Annotated in this window: 23 protein-coding genes and 1 riboswitch; of the genes, 11 read left to right on the top strand and 12 right to left on the bottom strand. The window is 63.5% G+C overall.

Annotated elements, in window-relative coordinates:
- Positions 1-378: a VOC family protein gene (locus tag CH268_RS22345; protein ID WP_032371440.1), complete on the bottom strand. Its 378-nt coding sequence runs from the start codon at positions 376-378 to the stop codon at positions 1-3.
- A 67-nt stretch (positions 379-445) separates the two neighbouring features.
- On the opposite strand from CH268_RS22345, the gene CH268_RS22340 reads away from it, so the two are divergent.
- The 3 genes from CH268_RS22340 (at position 446) to CH268_RS22330 (ending at position 2,685) form a co-directional block, all read left to right on the top strand.
- A complete protein-coding gene (locus CH268_RS22340; RefSeq protein WP_255182477.1) occupies positions 446-1,270 on the top strand; it encodes a helix-turn-helix transcriptional regulator in 825 nt (274 codons plus the stop codon).
- A 115-nt stretch (positions 1,271-1,385) separates the two neighbouring features.
- Positions 1,386-2,456 (top strand): phospho-N-acetylmuramoyl-pentapeptide-transferase, encoded by a 1,071-nt coding sequence (gene mraY, locus CH268_RS22335; protein WP_027494939.1) that lies wholly within the window; start codon positions 1,386-1,388, stop codon positions 2,454-2,456.
- 16 nt (positions 2,457-2,472) lie between these two features.
- Entirely contained in the window at positions 2,473-2,685 is a 213-nt protein-coding gene (locus tag CH268_RS22330) for a hypothetical protein (RefSeq protein WP_027494940.1), read from the top strand.
- 6 nt (positions 2,686-2,691) lie between these two features.
- Here CH268_RS22330 and CH268_RS22325 read toward each other — a convergent pair whose 3' ends face one another.
- The gene (locus CH268_RS22325; protein ID WP_094665920.1) at positions 2,692-3,366 is read right to left on the bottom strand and encodes a hypothetical protein; all 675 of its coding nucleotides are present in this window, start codon (positions 3,364-3,366) and stop codon (positions 2,692-2,694) included.
- 67 nt (positions 3,367-3,433) lie between these two features.
- Between CH268_RS22325 and CH268_RS22320 the strand changes: the two genes are divergently transcribed.
- Positions 3,434-3,883, top strand: a complete 450-nt coding sequence (locus CH268_RS22320) for a MarR family winged helix-turn-helix transcriptional regulator (protein ID WP_094665919.1) — start codon at positions 3,434-3,436, stop codon at positions 3,881-3,883.
- Positions 3,884-3,907: 24 nt separating this feature from the next.
- On the opposite strand, the gene CH268_RS22315 is transcribed toward CH268_RS22320, so the two are convergent.
- Together CH268_RS22315 and CH268_RS22310 are read right to left on the bottom strand one after the other, a co-directional pair.
- Positions 3,908-4,144 carry a hypothetical protein gene (locus tag CH268_RS22315; RefSeq protein ID WP_094665918.1) on the bottom strand — a complete coding sequence of 79 codons (237 nt, stop codon included), beginning with the start codon at positions 4,142-4,144 and terminating at the stop codon, positions 3,908-3,910.
- Entirely contained in the window at positions 4,137-4,862 is a 726-nt protein-coding gene (locus CH268_RS22310) for an HAD-IA family hydrolase (protein ID WP_094665917.1), read from the bottom strand. The genes CH268_RS22315 and CH268_RS22310 overlap by 8 nt, the downstream gene beginning before the upstream one ends.
- 112 nt (positions 4,863-4,974) lie before the next feature.
- Between CH268_RS22310 and CH268_RS22305 the strand changes: the two genes are divergently transcribed.
- The gene (locus CH268_RS22305) at positions 4,975-5,436 is read left to right on the top strand and encodes a GNAT family N-acetyltransferase (protein WP_176458027.1); all 462 of its coding nucleotides are present in this window, start codon (positions 4,975-4,977) and stop codon (positions 5,434-5,436) included.
- A 22-nt stretch (positions 5,437-5,458) separates the two neighbouring features.
- Here CH268_RS22305 and CH268_RS22300 read toward each other — a convergent pair whose 3' ends face one another.
- The gene (locus tag CH268_RS22300) at positions 5,459-6,532 is read right to left on the bottom strand and encodes an aldo/keto reductase (protein ID WP_094665915.1); all 1,074 of its coding nucleotides are present in this window, start codon (positions 6,530-6,532) and stop codon (positions 5,459-5,461) included.
- 129 nt (positions 6,533-6,661) lie between these two features.
- Between CH268_RS22300 and CH268_RS22295 the strand changes: the two genes are divergently transcribed.
- The 3 genes from CH268_RS22295 (at position 6,662) to CH268_RS22285 (ending at position 9,101) form a co-directional block, all read left to right on the top strand.
- A complete protein-coding gene (locus CH268_RS22295) occupies positions 6,662-7,531 on the top strand; it encodes a helix-turn-helix transcriptional regulator (protein WP_094665914.1) in 870 nt (289 codons plus the stop codon).
- Between the two features lie 89 nt (positions 7,532-7,620).
- Complete coding sequence (locus tag CH268_RS22290) at positions 7,621-8,490, top strand: AraC family transcriptional regulator (protein WP_094665913.1); 870 nt, start codon at positions 7,621-7,623, stop codon at positions 8,488-8,490.
- A 116-nt stretch (positions 8,491-8,606) separates the two neighbouring features.
- On the top strand, positions 8,607-9,101 hold the full coding sequence (locus CH268_RS22285) for a hypothetical protein (RefSeq protein WP_176458026.1): 495 nt from the start codon (positions 8,607-8,609) through the stop codon (positions 9,099-9,101).
- 115 nt (positions 9,102-9,216) lie between these two features.
- Here the strand turns inward: CH268_RS22285 and CH268_RS22280 are convergent, their stop codons facing one another.
- On the bottom strand, positions 9,217-9,660 hold the full coding sequence (locus CH268_RS22280; RefSeq protein ID WP_032407772.1) for a MarR family winged helix-turn-helix transcriptional regulator: 444 nt from the start codon (positions 9,658-9,660) through the stop codon (positions 9,217-9,219).
- 60 nt (positions 9,661-9,720) lie between these two features.
- Here CH268_RS22280 and CH268_RS22275 point away from each other — a divergent pair, with 60 nt between their 5' ends.
- Both CH268_RS22275 and CH268_RS22270 read left to right on the top strand, forming a co-directional pair.
- On the top strand, positions 9,721-10,239 hold the full coding sequence (locus tag CH268_RS22275) for a phenolic acid decarboxylase (protein ID WP_217900932.1): 519 nt from the start codon (positions 9,721-9,723) through the stop codon (positions 10,237-10,239).
- 1 nt (position 10,240) lies between these two features.
- A complete protein-coding gene (locus CH268_RS22270) occupies positions 10,241-10,696 on the top strand; it encodes a DUF3237 domain-containing protein (protein ID WP_027494952.1) in 456 nt (151 codons plus the stop codon).
- 94 nt (positions 10,697-10,790) lie between these two features.
- Here the strand turns inward: CH268_RS22270 and CH268_RS22265 are convergent, their stop codons facing one another.
- Positions 10,791-11,222: a PPOX class F420-dependent oxidoreductase gene (locus CH268_RS22265; RefSeq protein WP_032389469.1), complete on the bottom strand. Its 432-nt coding sequence runs from the start codon at positions 11,220-11,222 to the stop codon at positions 10,791-10,793.
- Complete coding sequence (locus CH268_RS22260; protein WP_217900931.1) at positions 11,219-11,764, bottom strand: tetratricopeptide repeat protein; 546 nt, start codon at positions 11,762-11,764, stop codon at positions 11,219-11,221. The genes CH268_RS22265 and CH268_RS22260 overlap by 4 nt, the downstream gene beginning before the upstream one ends.
- Positions 11,765-12,056: 292 nt before the next feature.
- On the opposite strand from CH268_RS22260, the gene CH268_RS22255 reads away from it, so the two are divergent.
- Positions 12,057-12,527, top strand: coding sequence for a nuclear transport factor 2 family protein (locus CH268_RS22255; protein WP_027494954.1), 471 nt, complete (start codon positions 12,057-12,059; stop codon positions 12,525-12,527).
- Positions 12,528-12,608: 81 nt separating this feature from the next.
- On the opposite strand, the gene CH268_RS22250 is transcribed toward CH268_RS22255, so the two are convergent.
- From CH268_RS22250 to CH268_RS22235, 4 genes are all read right to left on the bottom strand, one after another.
- On the bottom strand, positions 12,609-13,397 hold the full coding sequence (locus tag CH268_RS22250) for an ABC transporter ATP-binding protein (protein WP_094665910.1): 789 nt from the start codon (positions 13,395-13,397) through the stop codon (positions 12,609-12,611).
- Positions 13,394-14,419 carry a FecCD family ABC transporter permease gene (locus CH268_RS22245; protein WP_027494956.1) on the bottom strand — a complete coding sequence of 342 codons (1,026 nt, stop codon included), beginning with the start codon at positions 14,417-14,419 and terminating at the stop codon, positions 13,394-13,396. Before CH268_RS22245 ends, CH268_RS22250 begins: the two co-directional genes overlap by 4 nt.
- Complete coding sequence (locus CH268_RS22240) at positions 14,416-15,444, bottom strand: ABC transporter substrate-binding protein (protein ID WP_032373382.1); 1,029 nt, start codon at positions 15,442-15,444, stop codon at positions 14,416-14,418. Before CH268_RS22240 ends, CH268_RS22245 begins: the two co-directional genes overlap by 4 nt.
- 6 nt (positions 15,445-15,450) lie before the next feature.
- Positions 15,451-15,574, bottom strand: a riboswitch (cobalamin riboswitch).
- A gap of 45 nt (positions 15,575-15,619) precedes the next feature.
- Positions 15,620-16,819 carry an MFS transporter gene (locus CH268_RS22235; protein WP_094665909.1) on the bottom strand — a complete coding sequence of 400 codons (1,200 nt, stop codon included), beginning with the start codon at positions 16,817-16,819 and terminating at the stop codon, positions 15,620-15,622.
- Positions 16,820-16,862: the final 43 nt, after the last annotated feature.

The following is a 16,862-nucleotide window of genomic DNA, read 5'->3' as shown; positions in this document are numbered from 1 at the left end:
TCAGCCCCAGTTCGCGGCATTTGTCAGGCAGAACGGATGCCCGGCCGGATCCAACAGCACACGCCAGGTCTCACCCGGTTGCTCGTCGGGCACAGTTGCACCCAACTGCACTGCGGCTGTCGCGGCCGCATCCAGATCGTCGACCGCGAGATCGAAGTGAAACTGTTTGCTGCCCTTGGTGTTCGGCCACTCCGGCCGCTGATAATTCTCCACGCGTCCGAATCCGAGCGCGCTGGAGGGCCCCTGCAGCATCGCGTAATCCTTCTCCGCGTGGACGACGGTCCAGCCGAGCAGCGCAGACCAGAACGTCGCGCTGGCCTCGGGATCTCCGCAGTCCAGCGTGACCATCTTCAGGGTTGCCACGGGTGCATCGTTCATGGTGTTTCTCCTCGACAGCGTCGATCGTTTCTCGAAGGTGTCGGACCAGACTCCTACACTGACGCCCGTGCCGGATAGGAGAAATGCGACAGCCACCCACGCCGGCGTCCTGCGACCGGATCAGCTGGCGCAGTATGTCGACCTGGTCCGGCTGCCGTGTGCGGCGTCGTTGGAACCGTGGGTCGAGAACTACTGGCAACTTCGGTGGGATCTGCCGTCGGGCACCTCGTATCGCAGCTCGACCCTGCCCCACCCGGCATGCACGCTCAGCGTCGAGCACGGCTGGACCCGCGCCGGCGTCACCGAGCCGGTGGTCGTCACAGGAGTGTTGACCCGACGGTTCGACGTCGAACTCGCCGAGTCCGGGTGGGTGTTCGGCGTCAAGTTCCGACCCGGCGGCTACGCGAGCTTCACCGGAACCGTGGCCCGAACTCTGCGCGACGTCCCAGTAGCTCCGCCCACCCCCTTTCGATCGGAGACCGTCGCCGCGTTGACGCAACTGGACGCACAGCACGATGCCAACCACTGCCGAACCGTCGTCGACGCGGTTCTCGAGCCCTACGCCCACGACGTCGAACCGGAGTACGAGATCGTCTTGGATGTCATCGGCACGATGCTCGGTGATCGGACGCTGATACGCGTCGGCCAGGTGGAGGACAGATGTGGCATCGGGACTCGTCGGCTGCAGCGGTTGTTCGAGCGTTTTGTCGGTGCGACGCCCAAGTGGGTTCTGGGCCGATATCGGATTCACGACGCCCTCAGTGATCTCGACAGCGGATACAGCGGGTCGCTGGCGGAACTGGCCGCGCGATACGGCTGGTTCGACCAGGCGCATTTCACCCGCGAGTTCACCGAACTGGTCGGTGTGCCTCCCGGTACGTATCAACTGTGAGTAACACCTTCGTCACGCAATGCGACTTTTGCCGATTCGTTTGGCACAGTATCCCGCGGTGCTCGGTAGCACCCGGTGGGCAACCGCAGCACAGAGGAAGAGTGGGCTTCAACGCATGATCAACATTCTCGTCGCCGGTGGAATCGCATTGGCGGTCTCGATTCTGTTGACGCCATTTCTCATCGCGCTGTTCACCCGGCAGGGCTTCGGCCAGGAGATTCGCGTCGAAGGCCCGGCAAGCCACCAGGCCAAACGAGGAACGCCGACGATGGGCGGCGTCGCCATCATCGTGGGTCTGTGGGCCGGTTACCTCGGTTCCCACCTCGTCGCGATGGGAGGCGACGGGCCGTCGGCATCGGCGCTGTTGATTCTCGGTCTCGCGACCGCCCTCGGCATCGTCGGTTTCCTCGACGACTACATCAAGCTCCGGATGAAGCGAAGCCTCGGCCTCAAAGCCACCGGAAAATACGTCGGGCAAATCAGTGCCGCAGTGATCTTCGCGGTTCTGGCACTGCAGTTTCGCAACGGCAACGGGCTGACACCGGGCAACGTCGAACTGTCGCTGGTGCGTCAGTCGACGTTCTTCACGATGGCTCCGATCGTCTTCGTGCTGTTCTGTGTGTTCCTCGTCGTTGCCTGGTCCAATGCCGTCAACCTCACCGACGGGCTCGACGGGTTGGCGGCGGGCTCGATGACCCTCGTCCTCGGCGCCTACACGGTGATGACGTTCTGGCAGTACCGGCAATCGTGCGCCACCAATTCGGTGGCCGGGTGCTACCAGGTGCGTGATCCCCTCGACCTCGCTGTCGTGTGCGCGGCGGCCGCGGGAGCGTGCATCGGATTCCTGTGGTGGAACGCGGCACCGGCCAAGATCTTCATGGGCGACACCGGCTCCCTGGCACTCGGTGGTCTGCTCGCCGGACTGTCGGTCGTCAGCAAGACCGAGCTGATCGCGGTCGTCTTCGGAGCCCTCTTCGTCGCCGAGAGCGCGTCGGTGGTCATCCAGGTCGCGTCCTTCAAGTCCACCGGCAAGCGGCCGTTCCGGATGGCACCGATCCACCATCACTTCGAGCTGGGTGGCTGGGCGGAAACAACGGTCATCATCCGACTGTGGCTGTTCGCGGCCATCGCGTCGGCGCTGGGGCTCGGATTGTTCTACAGCGAGTTCCTCGCAGCCGTCGGCTGACCTCTACGATTCCGATATGACCGACGAACTGTCTCCGCTGGCCAAGGTCGATGCTCTCGCCGCCGAACTCGAGACCCTCGATGCTCGACGCGTCGCCATCGGAGTCGAACTCGTCAACCTTCAGTTCGGACTCGACGGAAACGCAAAGATCCGCGCCACCGAGGTTTTTCACAGCGACTACCTGGGCAGGCTGTTCACGTTGGTCGACGAACTGCGCACGGACGAGTAGGGCTCGCTAAAGCGCATCCGGGTCCGATCGCGACACCGCAGTCAACCGAAAATCCCTCAGCGACAACGTCCATGCTGCAACCGCGGCCAGCACAGCACCACCGATGGGAAACACGGTCCACGGACTGCCGATGATAGGGGTGAAGGTCGACGGTGACGCGTCGTCGACAGCAGCATCAGAACTGAAGAGATTTCCGACGTAACCCTCGTCGTCCTGAATACTTATGCCGGACAGACCTCCGGTTGCGATCCCGAACGGCGACTGCGGTATTTCGTTGGTGCCGCCGTAAATCGCGATGGATCGGGACCACACCGATGCAGGAACGACAGTCTGTTCCGACCGTTGCGGCGGCCAGTGCGTCCACGCGAAGGCGCTGCCCGCTCCCAGCGCGGCACCGACGACGATCAGCAACGTGAACAGGTGGGCGGAACTGTACTGACGGTCTCTGACGACGCGCATTCCGGAATCGACGAGAAACCACGCCACCACCAGAGCCAGAGCCACTCCGGCGGCAACGAGATACAGCGACACGGGGAACCAGCTCGGTCGCAGATGTGCCGTCCCAGGAGTGTCCGGCGGTTCGGTGATCGCAACGTGCCACACCACTGCGGCCGCAGCCCCTGTGGCCGCGCCGACGCCCCCGAGCACTGCGACGAGCCCTCTGCCGGATGGTCTGTCCACGCGCGAGACTCTACCGGCCAGTCGGTCTCTTGACCTGAAGCATTGTTCAGGTTCTACCGTTCGATGCATGACGACACAGCGCCCCATGCAACCACCCGAGATGCAACCCATCGGCTTCTGGACCGTCCGCGCCGGGGAGGCCGTCCGCGCTCGAACAGGCGGAGCGCTCCGCGACATCGGCATCACCCAGGCCGAATGGTGGCTCCTGCATCAGATTTCACTGCATCCCGCTGGTGCCGATCGAGCGAAGACGATCGACACGATCGGACACAACGACACCCCTGGCGCGATCGTCGACGCAATCGACTCCGCTACCGAGAAGGGGTTGATCACCGAATCCCATGCACGACTGAAGTTCACGCCTGAGGGCCAGCGGCTATTCGCCCGCGCCGCGGACATCCAACGGATGCTGCAGGACGAACGCATGCAGGGAATCAGTCAGGACGATTTCGCGACCACCATCCGCGTCCTGCAAGGAACCATCGAGAACGTCGGCGGCGACGCATGGCACTGGTAGGGCAGTCGCTCGTAGCCGACAGCGTCAGCGTCGCTTTCTGGTGAACAGAACACCGACAACGAGGCCGAGAACAGCGCCGAGGACGGGCAGGCCGAAGACAACGAACGCCGTTGTGTAGGTGATTCCCAACGAGCGGATGTAACTCGAACTGTCCACGACGAACGCGTAGTTGACCCGTCGCGGCCTGATCTCCCACAGCAAGTATCCGAGCGAGCCGATCAATCCGAGACACAGCCCGACCAGGGTGCTCAAACTACGCATTGCCGTGCGCCCCACGGGCCGCGTCGGCGAACTCCGCCATGCTCGGGAACTGCATCGCAAAGCCGTAGTCGCCGTTCGGCTCCGGTGTTGCGCCCCACCCTGGCCGATCGTGTCTGCGATCGATCCACACCGAAGCAAGGCCGTGACGCCGCGCCGGGACGTGATCGTGGAACAGGCTCTGTGCCACGTGCAGCAGACGTGATTTGGGCACACCGAAGTCGTCGAGGATCGCGTCGAGCGCATCGAAATGGTTGTCCGCCGGCTTGTATGCGTGCACATCCTCGGCTGTGACGATGGCGTCTATTTCAACGCCGAGCCGACGGTTGCTACCGGCAAAACCCGCGCGGTGCACGTTGGACAGAATCACCAGCTTGTAGTGCTCGGCGAGTGATGCCAGTGCGTCCGCCGAGTCGGGAAAGGCCGGCCAGTCCGGAACGGAGCCGGCGAGTCTGCCTGACCATTCCGGGGTGACCGGTATACCCAGCGCGTCGCCTGTTCGTCCGAATGCGTCGGCCAGGATGTCGGGATAGAGCATCGACGGTGAATCCTGCTGCGCCTGTGCTTCGTTGGGCGCATAGGCGGCGAGTAATTCGTCCTTGGACATCGGCGACCCTGTATCCGCAGCCCATGCGCCGAGCACGTCACCGGTACCCGACTCCCAATCGATCAGCGTTCCATAGCAATCGAAGCTCAAGACGTCGTAGTCGGCCAGGTTCATCGGGCTCCCTTGGGTATTCGGTGGCGGTCGGATCCGGATGCCTCTATCGTCTGCAGGTCATGTGCATCGTACTGCGGTTGGCCGACCCTCGACCGATCGATGGTCGGCGGTTGTGACGGCGACCCGGCTACGGCCGGCAGCCGCCACGGATGCCGAATTCCTGTACTCGATGGCCTCGAACGCCACCGTCATGCAGTGGGTGGGCGACGGAAAGCCCTGGACAAGAGCTTATTTCGACCGTCGATTCAGCCGAGCACTGGCGACGACGGACCTCGATACACCCGACCTGCCCATGTGGTCGATCGGAGTCGAAGACGCGGTACCGGTCGGACTGCTGAGCCTCATCCGTCGAGCCGATCACGTCGAGGTGGGCTACTGGGTGCATCCAGAGCACTGGGGACGCGGCTGCGCTGGGCAAGTGCTGGGCTTGGCCCGCGAGACCGTGGGCAACCTCGCGTCGGTTGCGTCAGTCGCACGCGGCAATGCCGCGTCGCGCCGAGTGCTGGAGAAGGCAGGTTTCACAGTCGTGCACGACGGTGATCCGTTGACCTATCGTCGATCACCGTCGTCCTGATCCGACTGCTCACCAGGTCCGATCACCAGGTCCGCAGTGGGCGTGGTCGCACCGACGTCCGCCCGCTCGTGACCCCACGCACCATCGGACGCGCCAGGAATTCGTGCGGAAATCCCATGTCGATGGCGCTGACCGACTGCAGTCGAGCCAAGTGCGTCTCGTCGAAGACGATATCGAGGGCACCGATGTTGTGCTGCAACTGTTCTGCCGTCCGGACACCGATCAACGAACTGACGACGGCGGGATGCAGCAGCGTCCATGCCAACGCCACCTGGGCCGGAGTCGCACCCAACTCTTCTGCCACCTCGACGACCACGTCGGCTGTGCGCAACCCACGTTCGGTCAGTGTTCGGTTCGACCTCGCGTGATCGCGCCGACTACCCGCCGGTGAATTCGAGCTCGCCCCTTCGAGGTCGGCAGCGGTGTACTTACCCGTCAACACACCCCCGCCGAGCGGTGACCACGGAATCACACCGAGACCCAGATCTGCTGCCATCGGTAACAACTCGCGTTCGGTAGTGCGCTCGATCAGGCTGTACTCGACCTGCAGTGCGGACAGCGGTGGCCATCCGCGTAGCTGCGCAAGGGTCTGCATTCGCGCGACCTCCCAGGCCGGGGTATCCGAAATGCCGAGGTAGAGAACTTTACCCGATTGCACCAGGTCACCGAGGGCGGCCATGATCTCGTCGCTCGGCGTAACACCGTCCCATGCGTGCAGGTACATCAGATCGATGTAGTCGGTGCCCAGGTTCCGCAAACTGGCCTCGACCGAACCACGCAGGCTCTTCCTCCCGCCGCCACCCGCATTCGGGTCCGCCGGATCGCGCGTCGCCGCATATTTGGTCGATACGACAACCGAGTCTCGACGACCATCGAGAAATTCCCCCAGATACCGCTCCGATTGACCGTCGGTGTAGATGTTCGCGGTATCGATCATGTTGCCTCCGAGGTCCAGATAAGCGTCGAAGATGCGTTTCGACTCCTGCTTGTCGGCTCCCCACCGCCAGGCGTCCCCGAATGTCATGGCCCCCAACGACAACGGTGCCACGCGCAGTCCCGAGCGTCCCAGGAGTCGATAGTCGTCCATCCGTGTCATCGTGTGTCTCCTTCTCGATCGATCCGTCCGGCTCACAGTGCCGGTCCGGTCGAGAAGCGGGAAGGTCATGGTCATCCTGGGACGCGCGATACCAGGATGACTGATCCGAATTGACCTACGCTGTGTGGAATGACCACGACGCCACCGGAGATGGCCCGCCGAGAACTGGCGGCCTTCCTGCGGTCTCGACGTGAAGCGCTCGTTCCGTCCGACGTCGGTCTGCCGCCACGGATCGGGGCCTCCCGGACCCCCGGACTCAGGCGCGAGGAGGTCGCCGCGCTCGCCGGTGTCAGCGTCGACTATCTCGTGCGGCTCGAGCAGGCCCGTGATATCCGACCGTCCGCCCAGGTGGTGGGGTCACTGTCGAGGGCCTTGAAGTTGTCCGGCGACCAGACGGCCTACCTGTTCACGTTGGCGGGGCATCGTGCACCCGAACGGCCCACCGACCGAAAGATTCCCGACGGAATCGCCCAGTTGGTACACGACGTCGAGCCCCTGCCTGCCATGGTCCTCGATTACAGACTCGACATCCTGGCCATCAACGAAACCATGGCCGCCCTGCTGCTCGACATAGACGAACGGCCCGCCGAGAGTCGTAATGTCCTCCGAATGTGCTTCTTGGACAAATCATTCGACGGCTTCTACGAGTCACGCGACGACGTCGTCCGCGGTGCCGTCGCCGATTTGCGTGCCGCGTGGGTCGACCATTCACACGACGCTCACCTTGCCCTGCTGATCGACGAACTCCAACACGGCAGTGCCGAATTCGCGCGATACTGGCAATCCCGAGAAGTGTCGATACGAAGCCGGGGAGACAAGCCGATGCGGCACCCGCTCGTCGGCCCGGTGACCGTGACGTTCGACGTCCTCACTCCACTCGGCGACCCGGATCTTCGATTGATCGTCTATCGCCCGGCCGACGCACAATCGCATGCCGCGTTGGCCGAACTCGGTCGCCTCCGTGCTCGGCGACGCGGACGGCATCTGCGCACCATCTGAGCCCGACCCAGCCGGGCTCGAAAAGTCGAGCCAACCGTGCCTCCGCCTCCCTATCGTTGTCACCAGAACGAAGGAAAGGCCACCGGCACATGCTCGAACGATGGAATGCAGCACTCGATTACATCGAGGACAACCTCGATCACGACATCGACCCGGCACAGCTCGCTCGCATCACCCTCACGTCCGACTATCACTTTCGACGCGTGTTCTCCGCGCTGGCCGGAATCCCACTGTCGGCGTACATCCGACAACGGCGAATGTCGTTGGCAGCAGCAGACATTCTCGCCGGCAACGGGGTGCTCGACGTCGCGACCAAGTACGGCTACAGCGGCGACGCATTCACTCGCGCATTCCGAGACATGCACGGGGTCACACCATCCCACGCCCGCAAGCCAGGGACCACCCTCCGCTCCAGACCGCCACTGGCATTTCACCTGACCATCGAAGGAAAGAGCACCATGGACTACCGCATCACCGAACTGCCCGCATTCCACATCATCGGCAAATCGACGCGAATCCCCCTCACATTCCACGGCGAGAACACCGCCATGACCCAGTTCCACCAGACCTTGCCCACCGGATTCGGCGAACAACTCCGCCGACACGCCGACCTGCCCGAACTCCCCCACATCCTCTTCGTCAGCGATGGCTTCGAGGCCGACCGAACCGACGGCAGTCTCTTCGACTACTACTTCGCCGTCGCCACCACAGCCCCCATACCGGCCGACCTGGACTCCCTCAGCGTCCCCGCATCGACATGGGCGGTCTTCGAAACACGCAGCGACACCGCACTCGCCCCAGCACTACAACAACTCTGGGCCGACGCATTCAGCGAATGGTTCCCCTCCCACCCCTTCCACATCACCCCCGGCCCGGAAATTCTGACCGTCACCGAGAACACCCCCGACTGGTCATCGGGAGCCGGAGAACTCTGGATCCCGGTTGCCCGCAACCAATGACTCCCCGCCCGCCCTGGTCACTCAATGTGACATTTGGTGGCCTTTTCGGGGGTCAATGGCACATCCAGTGGACTGTGGGGGCGGGTGTCGGGCCAACTCATGACTAATCTGGCGTGATGTCCAGTGGTCGCCGGAACGAGTTGCGGCGACGGTATCTGTCGCTCGGCCTGGGTGAGCTGTCCGCCGCAGCGGTGTTTGCTTCGATTGCGCTCACCATGGCAGAACCACGGCTCGACGGTCGAGAGGAGTCTCTCGCCATGTGGTCCGCTCTCATCCCGTTGCTCGCCGTCCTCGTGCAGGCGGGGATCTACTGGTTGATGGCGCGATCCTGGGTCGAACTCAACCCGATGCCACCGGTCATTCGCGCGTTCTATCGCGTATGTCGAGTCGCAAACGTCCCACTGTTGGCGGGTGGGCTCATCGGTGTCGTCGTATGGTTCCCGTCGAGCGCCGGAATTGGCGTCGCACTGCTCGTCGTGTGGCTGTTCGCCGTTGTCGAATTCGTCAACTACTTCGTGGTTCGACTGTCGTATCCCACACACCGCTGGCGGTCGACAGTCGGTCAGATGCGCACTCCTCGGCTTGTCCTCGACATCAACACGCGTCGCTGATCGAAACGGGGAGCACTAGTACGACATCCCGGTACTCAATGTGACATTCGGTGGCCTTTTCGGGGGTCAATGGCACATCGAGTGGACTGCGTGGGTGCGGGCGCGCCGCCGAGAATCAGGAGCTGCGGCGGGAGAGGATGCTGGTGATTTCCGCCAAGGCCGGCAGAGCTGCGGCGATGGCTTCGCGGTTGTGTCGACTCAGTTCGTCCAGTGCGTCCGCGAGTACTCGGGAGCTCGCCGCGTCGTATTCGGCGAGGAGCTTCACAGCTTTCGGCGATGCGGTGAGTGTCGCCCCTCGAAGGTCACCGGCGGTGATCGATCTTTCCACCAGGCCGGCGTCGACCATCGCTCTGATCAGGTTGCTCACGGTGGATCGGGCCAGGTTGAGGCGGGTGGCAAGGCGTCCCGGACTCATGGACGGTTCTGCTGCGAGGGCTCGCATCACCTCGATGTGCGAGTCGGCGATGTCGGGCAGCTGCGCGACATCCCGCGTCGCCCGGAGCAGTGATCGCCGCAGGGGCCCCAGCTGTCGGCCCAGTTCCGTTGCGGTGGAGTCCATACGTCGATGATCGCACAGATAGTTTTGCCGCAAACATAGTTTTGTGACAAAATGAAGACCATGACCACAGTCGAGAACCCCATCCCCAGCCAAGATCTGAGCGGCATCGTCGGGCATCGCTTCATCTACACGTACGCCAACAGCTGGCAGTACGAGATGTATGTGAAGAACGCGACCACGATCGACTACCGAATTCACACCGGCATGGTCGGCGGACGCTGGGTCAAGGACCAGGAAGTCGATCTCGTCCAGCTCGACGACGACGTCTACAAGATCTCGTGGAACGAGCCCACCGGGACCTCGGTCGTCGTCAACGTCATCCCAGGAAAGCGTCGTCTGCACGGAACCATCTTCTTCCCTCAGTGGATCGAATTGGACGGCACCAAAACGGTCCTCTACCAGAACGATCACCTCGACGAAATGCGTGCGTACCGCGACGCCGGACCGACCTACCCCATCTATGTCGTCCCCGAGTTCGCCACGATCACGCTCTTCGAGAACGTCGGAACCGACGACGAGACCATCGTGTCCGTCGCACCTGGCGATCTTCCCGACGGCTTCGCGGACCGAACGAACTGACGTGCGCCCCGATCTGACGTTCGTCGCGCACCTGTCCGTCACGGTCGGGGAGCCCATCGATCTCGGCCAGGTCAGCGACGGACATCGACGCCTCGTGCCGATCCTCGGTGGGACCGTCGACGGGCCGGTGATACGAGGACGCGTCCTGGCCGGCGGCGCCGACCACCAGGTCCTCAGATCGGCCACTGTCACCGAACTCGACGCCCGATATGCACTCGAGACCGACACAGGCGAACGGATCTCGGTCCACAACGTCGGGGTTCGCACCGGCAGCGAACAGGACATCGACGCATTGACTCGCGGCGAGCAGGTTCCCGCCGACCGAATCTACTTCCGCACCATTCCCCGACTGTCGACGTCCGCCGACTCCCTCAGCTGGATGAACGGAACACTCTTCGTGGCCACCGGTGAGCGTTTACCGAATTCCGTCGAACTGGACGTCTACCAACTCACATGACGGAGGCAGATATGCACCGACCCCAGTGCACTCAATGGCACATTCAGTGGCCTTTTCGGGGGTCAATGGCACATCGAGTGGACTGCCTAGGCGATCAGGTGAGGCTTTCGCCGTAGACGTGGTCGACGGCGATGGTCACCAGTACGCGGCGATCCGCGGCCATTGCGGCGCGGTATTCGTTCCAGTCGGGGTGCTCTCCGGCGGCGGCGCGGTAGTAGTCGACCAGCGCATCGATTTCGGGGCTGTTCGGGTTCGCGCCCGGTCCGGTGAGGGTGACGGATCCTTCTGCTGTTGCCCAGGCCTTGCCGTCGGCGCTGGTCACTTCGAGTGCAGCGCGCGGGTCTCGGCGTAGGTTGGCCGTTTTCGCTCGTCCTTCGGTGACCGAAATCTTGATTGTTCGCTCGGTGCGATCGTAGAACGGCGTCACCGGCGACAGTTGCGGCAGGCCGCTCGCTTTTATCGTGGCGAGTACGCCGAGTCGGCTGCGCTCGAGGAGGTCGTGTGGATCGAATGCTCCGCTGGTCATGGCTTCACCTCGGGGTCGTCGAACGAACTGGCACGATCATGGTGGGCAACACGGTCGTCGGTGCCGCTGTTCCTCGGCCTGTCGGTAGGGAGGTCGTCGGCATAAGTTCCGATTGCGCGACGGTATGTGCCGAGCGCAGGCTTCGCTGCCTGCAGTGCCGCCTTCAGCGCGCCAGCACCATCGCCCAGATCCCACAGGATCAGGGCAATGAATGCATCTCGCGCAGAGGAGAATTCGTCGGAAAACTCGAAGTCTTCCAACACACGCGACGCCTCCTGGAGTCGGCCGACATCACGCAGCGAACTGGCGAGCTGAATTCTGGCCTTGCTCTCGTGCACGGAATCGAGCCCACTCGACAGCGCCGCCTCGTACAACGGAATCGCAGCCGATTCTTCGCCCAGAAAATCCTCGAGCGACGCACGTTCGAACAGTGTCCGTGCTCGGGAAAGCCTTGTCGCCGAGAGCAACTGATTCATCTCCGACCGCATCAGAGCAGGCTCGCCGTCATCTGCGTGGCACCAGAACGCAGCTATGGAGTCCATCTGGGCCCCCCGAAATTCGGCCGGACAGCTACCGACAAGCGACATGCGCTCACGTTCGTCCCCTTACCAGTCCATCGTTGCAGAGCATGCCTACGCTTGGAACCTTCACTCTGTGATGCTCTCTGAACCGAAGCGAAGTACACGATATCGATGTGAGTCGTCATCGACGGTATCGGCCGATCTACGAACTCGAAAAGATGGTGAACAGCACCACCACCGACCTGGGTGAAGCCGGGTCTCGAAACGTCCCACTCGATTGACACGTCGGTGAACGGTAAGCAAACGTATAGCCATGCAACTGAGATTTCTGGCCGGCATCTCGACGGCCTTCGCGTGCAAGCTTCTGCTGATGCGAGTGCTGACCCTCAAGTTGCAGCGAGACATCGAGGCGCTCAACAACGGAAACTATCGCCCACTGCTCTCATCGTTCCACCGAGACGCGGTGCTCAAATTCGCCGACGGTGACAGCCGATGGTCGGGCACCCACCGCGGACGACCGGCAATCGAAAAGTTCTTCCAGGACTTCGTCGCCGCCGGCATCCGCGGACAGGTCACGGAAATCTACAGCGGCGGAGCCCCCTGGCGCATGACCCTCCTCGTCCGCTTCGACGACCAAGCACACGCAGCCGACGGCACCGAGTTGTACAGCAACCGAACGGTGCTCCTTGTCCGCACCAGCTGGGGCAAAATCGTCTCGCAAGAGGACTTCTTCGAGGACACCACACGCATCGACGCATTCGAGCGAAAGTTGCGCCAACTCTAGATTCGGTCTCCCCCTCCCACCGGTTTTGCCCCTTCCCCGGGTACTCAATGTGACATCTAGTGGCCTTTTCGGGGGTCAATGTCACATCGAGTGGACTCCGGGGGCGGTCGGTCGGGGGCGGCGATAGGTCACCTGGGGGTAGTCGTCGGTATGCGAGACGCTGGCGTGCACGTTGTACACCTCGCGCACCAGGTGTTCGGTGATCACTTCGTGTGGGGTTCCCGATGCCACGATGTTGCCGTTGTTCAGGACGATGATGCGGTTGCAGAACATGGCGGCGAGGTTGAGGTCGTGGAGGGCGATGTAACTGCTCAGGGGTAGTCCTGCGACGAGGGTGAGGATGTCGAGTTGGTGTTGGATGTCGAGGTGGTTGGTCGGCTCGTCGAGCAGTAGTTCGGTGGGTTGTTGAGCGAGGGCCCGTGCGATCTGGGCGCGTTGGCGCTCTCCACCGGAGAGGGTGTGCCAGCGTCGGGTGGCTTTCGACGCCATGGCGGTGTCGGTGAGTGCCTGTTCGATCGCGGCGTCGTCGGCTGCTGTGTCTCCGCCGAGGATGCCGTGGTGGGGGATGCGGCCAAGGCGTACGACGTCGCGGACGGTGATGTCGACGTCGGTGTCGGAGTGTTGGTCGACCATTGCTACGCGGCGGGCGATGCTGCGACGACGTTGGGTGCGCAGGTTCTTTCCGTCGAGCAGCACGTCGCCGCTGTCGGGTGCCACGATGCCGGCGAGGATGCGCAGTAGCGACGATTTGCCGGAGCCGTTGGGGCCGATGAGCCCGATGGTCTCGCCCGGTTCCGGTGCGAAGCTGATGCCGTCGAGAATCGGGTTCCCGCCGCGGGTCCACTGGATGTTGCTGACGTGCAACGTCATCGGGACCTCCTGAGCCGAAACAGAATGAGCGCGAATGCCGGCACGCCGATGAGTGCGGTCACCACTCCGACGGGTATTTCCTGCGGGGCGAACAGCGTTCGGGCGATGGTGTCGACCCACACCATGAAGATCGCGCCGATGACCACCGTCGTCGGCAGCAGTCGTCGATGCCGCGCGCCGACGAGAAAACGGGCGGCGTGCGGCAGAACGAGACCCACGAACCCGATGGCTCCGGCGGCGCTGACGAGCGAGGCCGTGATCAGTGCGGTGATGACCAACAACAGGATTCGCACCCACTTGACCGGAACACCGAGGGACGCGGCCGCGTCGTGCCCGAATGTGAAGGCGTCGAGGGCCGAAGTGTTGAACAGACACAACACCATTCCGAGCAGCGCAACCGATCCGCACAGCACCACGTCCGTCCAGTCGGCACCGCTCAGCGATCCGAGGAGCCAGAACAGCACGCCGCGTGTCTGTTCGGCGTCGGCCGAGGAAATGACGATGAACGACGTCAAGGCCGAGAACAGCTGCGTCCCCGCAACCCCGGCCAGCACCACGCGGTCGTTTCCACCGCCTGCCCCTGCGGCCAGCAGCATCACCAGGACGAACGAGAGCAGCGCACCGGCGAATGCCCCTGTGGACAAGGACAATGCGCCACCGCCGACGCCGAGAACCGCGACGAGGACAGCTCCGGTGGATGCACCGGACGAAATGCCCAGGACGAAGGGATCGGCGAGAGGGTTGCGCAGCAGCGATTGCATGATCGCCCCGCACAGCGCGAGACCCGCGCCGCACACGGCGGCCAGCAAGGTCCGGGGCAGGCGCAGCTCCCAGACGATTCCGTCCTGGATGCGACCGACTCCCGAACTCCCGATACCCATGTGCGTCAGTATCACTCGATACACGTCGGGCACCGACACGTTCGCGGGTCCGATGGTGACGGCGACGCCGATCGAGAGCACCAACAACGCCGATCCTGCGAGCAGCAGTGGGACGAGCACCCCGCGATCGGTGCGGCTCATCGCGACGCCATTCCCCAATCCTGCAGGGCGGCCGCAACTTTCTCGACACCGTCGATCGTCCGAATGGACGGGTTCAGATCGGCACCGTTGACGACGATGTACCGCTTGTTCTCGACGGCGGGCATTCGGTTCGTGACCGAATTCGACTCCAGGAAGCCGATTTTGCTGTCCAGGGCGTCCCCGGCGATACTGCGTCGGCTCAGATCTGCGAGCACCAGTGCAGTCGGGTTGCGATCGAGCACACTCTCCCAATTGACCTGTGGCCATTCGTCGGTGGTATCGGCATAGATGTTCTCGGCGCCGACGGAGTCGGTGATGATGCCCGACGATCCGCAGCAACCGGCCATGTACGGCGTATCGGTGTCGGCGAACCAGTAGGCCAACGACACACCTGACGCGTCGACCGAACCGGAGGCCTTCTCGAACCGATCCTGCAGTTCGGCGACCAGGCGCTCGCCACGGTCTCGCACGTCGAAGACCGCCGCGAGATCACGAATCTCCCGATAGACGGTGTCGATCACCAACGGCTCCGTGCGAGCACCGTCGGAATTGACGCTCTCGTCGGTCTTGCCCTGACAGTCGGTGGGCGAGAGGTAGTTCGGGACGCCGAGTTGCTCGAACCTGCTCCGATCTGCGACTCCCCCGGGTCCGAGGGTGCCGCCGAAGGACGCGGACACGAAATCGGGCTCGGTATCCAACACGACCTCGAGCGATGGCTTGTTGTCCGCGAGCCTCGGCACCCTGGCGTTCTCGGATTCGAGGTTCGAGCGGACCGGGTCGGTCCAGGTGGCGGTGCCCACCATCCGGTCTGCGAGGCCGAGCGAGAGCAGTATTTCCGTCGAGCTCTGATTCAACGACACCGCGCGTTGCGGTGGTGCGTCGACGACGACGTCGCGTCCGCAGTTCTCGATGGTCAGGGGATAGTTCCCGGAGGTGTCGGTGGACGCGTCGGGGGTCGACGCGGTCGAACAACCGGAAACCAGAAGGATGGAGACAGCGCCTAGTGCGGCGAGAGAGGTACGCATCGAAGAGCTTCCTGCTTGGGGCTCGTGTCGCGGAGCCGCGGGTGGGGTTCGATCACGACGTCCGAGCATTCGGACTTCGAGCTCTCACCCGTCACCGTTGCGCGCCAGCTCCGGAATTGCACCGGATTCCCTCGTTCGTCGCCTGCTGACCCTATCGCGCGAGTGGGCCGCGAGGTCAGTGCGCCGGCGTCGAGACCGGTACCGACGGATACGAGCTCGGAAAGGCTCTGCGCGCGACCACTACGACTGTGAGTGCCACAGCCACCAGGATCGTCGCCGCAGCGGTCACCGCCCCGATACCCCTGGCGTCGACGACGACGCCTCCCACCAGGGCCCCGGTGGCAATGGCCAGTTGGAAGGCGACGACATAGATCGCCGACGCCTTGTCGGCGTCGGCAGGGGCGGCCCGAACCACGGCGGACTGGATGCAGACCGGCAGTGTGGTGAATGCCAGACCCCACAACGCGATCGCCCCGACAGCAAGGACGGCCAGGCTGCCCGGTGCTGCGCTGAGGGTGCCCCACAGGACCGCCGTCGCGGCCGCGACGGCACCCAGAGCAGCGATGGTGGAGGGCCGCGGCCAACGGTCGTACGTTCTGCCGATCACCCAGATACCGACGACACCGAACAAACCGTAGAGCATCAACATCAGCGTCAAAGTGGTTCCGGCCGAACCGATTGCACGATCGACGATGAGCGAGAAGTACGTGTACGCGGCGAAATGGCCGAGGACGGCCAGGAACGTCACTCCACACAGGATCGCCAGGGTGCCGTCGAGCACGCGCGGTGATTTCTTGTCGCCCGCAGCTGCCCGGGTGACCGGTAGTGCGGGGAGGACGAAGTAGAGCGCCACCGCGATAGCGGCGGCGACGACACCGAGAATCGTTGCAGCAGTGCGCCACCCGAACCACTGACCCATGGCCGCGGTGATCGGATTACCGGCGACCAACGCCAACGAGGTGCCGGCGTACACCGTGGCGATCGCTTTTCCTTGCTTACCGGGAAGTGCGAGTGACGCCGCGACGGGTGCGACCACGGCCCAGAAGACTCCGTGGGTCGCCGCGCACAGCATCCTCGACAGCACCAGCATCGGGTACCCGACGGACACCGCGGAGAGCAGTTGCGAAAAGGCCAGTGCCGCAACGGTGATGACGACGACCCGTCGCCGCGGCCAGTCGCGTACGAACCTGATCAACGGCATGGTCATGACGGCGACGCCGTATGCGTAGAAGGTCAGCAGCAGACCGACCGCGGATTCGCCGACGCCGAGATCGCCCGAGATCTCCGGAAGCAGACCCACGGGCAACGTTTCGGCCGTGACATAGATGAAGGCGGCTGCACCGAGGACCAGCAGCTTGGGGAGGGGCGACGACATGGTGTGTATCGTTACACAGATCGTCGACACGCGCTAAGGTGGC

Origin of the sequence: Rhodococcus sp. 06-1460-1B, assembly GCF_002258475.1 — a bacterium.
Classification (GTDB): domain Bacteria; phylum Actinomycetota; class Actinomycetes; order Mycobacteriales; family Mycobacteriaceae; genus Rhodococcoides; species Rhodococcoides fascians.
The sequence above is the reverse complement of the archived record's forward strand: the minus strand, read 5'-3'. Positions and strand labels throughout refer to the sequence as shown.